The following is a 2975-nucleotide window of genomic DNA, read 5'->3' as shown; positions in this document are numbered from 1 at the left end:
CTTAGAGCGTCTAACAAAACCGGGTTTGGCGCGTTAAGTGGAGATGGCAGGACCGCTCCTCCCCGAAGGCCTCTGGGCCGAGATCGCACCGTTGCTTCCGCCTGAACGCGCCAAGCCGAAGGGCGGTCGGCCGCGAACCTCCGACCGCGCGGCACTGACGGGGATCCTGTTCGTGCTGCGCTCAGGCACGCCGTGGGAGTTGCTGCCCCGGGAGATGGGCTGCGGTTCGGGGATGACCTGCTGGCGGCGCTTGCGCGACTGGCAGAGGGCCGGAGTGTGGGACCGCCTGCAACACGCGCTGCTCGACCGGCTCGGCCGCCAGAACGGCATCGATTTTAGTCGAGCCTCCCTCGACAGCGCCTCGATCGCCGCAAAAAGGGGGGCGCGGCGACGGGCCCGAACCCGACCGATTGGGGCAAGCCGGGTACGAAGCGCCACATCCTCACCGATGCGAAGGGCATCCCCCTCGCGCTGAAGCTGACGGGCGCCAACGTGCATGACAGCCGGATGCTGGAGGCGGTTGTGGATGCTGTGCCGCCGATCCGTTCATGCTGGGGACGGCCGCGCAAGCGGCCCTCGAAGCTGCACGCCGACAAAGCCTACGACCACCGCCGCTGCCGTCAGGCGCTGACCCGCCGTCGCATCCAGCACCGCATCGCCCGGCGCGGGATCGAGAGCAGCCAGCGGCTGGGACGTCACAGGTGGGTCGTCGAGCGGACGCTGGCTTGGTTCGCCCAGTTCCGTCGCCTCGCCATCCGCTACGAGCGACGGGCCGCCATCCATCTCGCATTCTCGACGCTGGCTGCCGCCCTCATCGTCTGGCGCTTCATCGAACGATGGTTTTGTTAGGCGCTCTAAGGTCGCGAACCGCTGCTAATGCACGCCGATGGGGTCTGGGCCGGTAATCCACGTCCTAGGCTTGTCACGCTCCTCTTCCTGCCAGCGATGCTCTCAGTCGATCCGGCGACGGGAGCACTTGGAGCTGCTACGCCACCACCACCCCATGCTGATACTCCAGAGATGTTCGCGATACCGCACGGCGTTGTTGCAGGTGGGCACGTGACGACAGGCGGTGTGCGGGCCAGTTCCCTGCATTACGCCCGTGACGCCTTGGCCTGGCGGTCGTGTGAGGGTCGGTGCGTGCGGGGGGCGCCAAGCACCGCGAAGCGCCGACTCACAGCTCGGATCCTGTTATGAACGGGTGCGTTTATCGGCTTCTCGCAAACTGAGCGGTCGAGTCATTATCCCTCCTAAGAACCCAGCGGCTCGGCACCTTCATGCCTTCTATCGTAGCGCGGCTTGGGCTGCTTCTCACACTCACGCTGCCCAGCAGAGCTTTGGCGGAAGCCACTTCTTTAAACGTACCGATCCTGATGCACGGGGCAATCGGTGAGAATGCCTGTCCTGGGAAGGGGAAGGTGATCGCGATTGGGCAAGGGGCTGAGAGCTTCCTGCCCGTTCAGAGTGGTCCGGGTGAGACGCCGTTCCGCGAGATCGGCCGCCTGCACGACAGCGATATAGTCGTGATTTGTGAGAAGCTTGGACCGTGGCTGGGTGTTGTCTACGGATCAGCACTGCTCGGATGCCGAACTACGATCCTCGTACCCGTCGAGCAGAATTACACCGGCCCCTGTGAGCACGGTTGGGTGCTGGCTCGCTACATCAGCCTCAGCAAAGATCAAAGATAGCGTCAATTGCCAAGCAATAAGCATCTAAGTCATTATTGACCATCGGATGATATTAGTTAATAACTTGTTGGCGGGATGCTGCTGTTTGTGAGGAAATACATAGTGGATCAGTGCTCGCTTAGTCTCGCGAGATCATTATGGTGCGGGTTTCGGTGCTCAGGCTCACGCGTCGCCGGGGCACGTGCGTTTTAGCAAGCCTCGCAGCCCCACCATTGGCCCTCCTCGCTGGTACGAGTTCCGCCAGCGCCCACGTGAAGTGATTCTGTGCCTACGACGTCGCCGGCCAGAGCCGCGGCCCCGAAAAGGTGCTGTGCGCTGACTTCGAGTGGCTCGCTGATCTAATTGTTGGCGGCGCAGTCTGGCACTTGAGGCGTGCCCTCTCACGGACCCTTGGTAATCATATTCCTCGCTTGCTCAGCCGCAGTAGCACATCACTCAACAACCCTGCCGATGTCGCGACCCCGCGTTTATCCGTCGCTATGACGAGATCCGGCTGCACTGGCTTTTCATAGGGAGCCGACACACCAGTGAAGCCGGCGATCTCGCCGGCCCGCGCTCGACGGTAGAGCCCCTTCGGATCACGCGTCTCACAGATCGCCAGCGGCGCTTCGACGAACACCTCTAGGAACGGGATGTCGCCGGCGATCCGCCGGGCCAGCGCTCGGTCGGCGCGGTAGGGCGAGATGAGCGAAACGATCACCACCGAGCCCGCCTCGGCCATCAGCCGCGCCACCTCGGCAGTGCGCCGGACGTTCTCGGACCGGTCCTGCGCCGTGAAAGTCAGGTCGGCATTCAGCCCATGACGGAGATTGTCGCCGTCGAGGACCGCGCTGTGCCGGCCGCCTGCCACCAGGGTCCGGTCGGCCGCCGCCGCGAGCGTCGACTTGCCGGCCCCCGACAGGCCGGTCAGCCAGGCGATCACTGGCCTCTGGCCGAGGAGCGCCCAGCGGTTTTCCCGCGGCTGAAGGCAGTGCCACTTGACTTCGGCGACGTTCTTATGCGGGACGCACATGTCCGCCGCCTACCGAACACGCCAAGCCGGGTAGCCGGCCAGCTCGGCAAGGCGCCCGGTAACCCGCTCAAAGAAGTCGTCTGCGCGCTGACGTCCTGCAGGCGGAGCGCGGAAACCGGCGTACACCATCGCATCCGTCATCAGCTGCTGAACCATCGCCTCCGTCTCCTGAGCGATCGGTTGTGCCGCGAGCTCATTTGCTGGCGCCGTAGGAGCGCGGGCGACGACTTGGTCCCAGGAACAATTCCAGCAGATGTCGGCGAGCCGCGCATTAG

Annotated in this window: 2 protein-coding genes and 2 pseudogenes; 2 read left to right on the top strand and 2 right to left on the bottom strand. The window is 64.2% G+C overall.

Going from position 1 to position 2975, the window contains the following annotated elements:
• Positions 1-43: 43 nt before the first annotated feature.
• A protein-coding gene (locus OXS27_RS31995) for an IS5 family transposase (protein ID WP_267361678.1) occupies positions 44-849 on the top strand; the annotation gives its coding sequence in 2 pieces (ribosomal slippage) (positions 44-371 and positions 371-849; 807 coding nt in all).
• Between the two features lie 976 nt (positions 850-1825).
• Positions 1826-2020: pseudogene (locus OXS27_RS31990) on the top strand (hypothetical protein); the annotation flags it as partial.
• Positions 2021-2085: 65 nt separating this feature from the next.
• On the opposite strand, the gene cysC reads toward OXS27_RS31990, so the two are convergent.
• Together cysC and OXS27_RS31980 are read right to left on the bottom strand one after the other, a co-directional pair.
• Positions 2086-2700, bottom strand: a complete 615-nt coding sequence (gene cysC / locus OXS27_RS31985) for an adenylyl-sulfate kinase (protein ID WP_267361677.1) — start codon at positions 2698-2700, stop codon at positions 2086-2088.
• Positions 2701-2709: 9 nt separating this feature from the next.
• Positions 2710-2975 (bottom strand): annotated as a pseudogene (locus OXS27_RS31980) (hypothetical protein); the annotation flags it as partial.

It is taken from the genome of Methylobacterium sp. GC_Met_3 (assembly GCF_026540775.1).
Taxonomy (GTDB): domain Bacteria; phylum Pseudomonadota; class Alphaproteobacteria; order Rhizobiales; family Beijerinckiaceae; genus Methylobacterium.
The sequence above is the reverse complement of the archived record's forward strand: the minus strand, read 5'-3'. Positions and strand labels throughout refer to the sequence as shown.

Coding starts and splice junctions, on each gene's coding strand:
- cysC (WP_267361677.1), bottom strand. CDS start 2,700: ATGTGCGTCCCGCATAAGAACGTCGCCGAAGTCAAGTGGCACTGCCTT.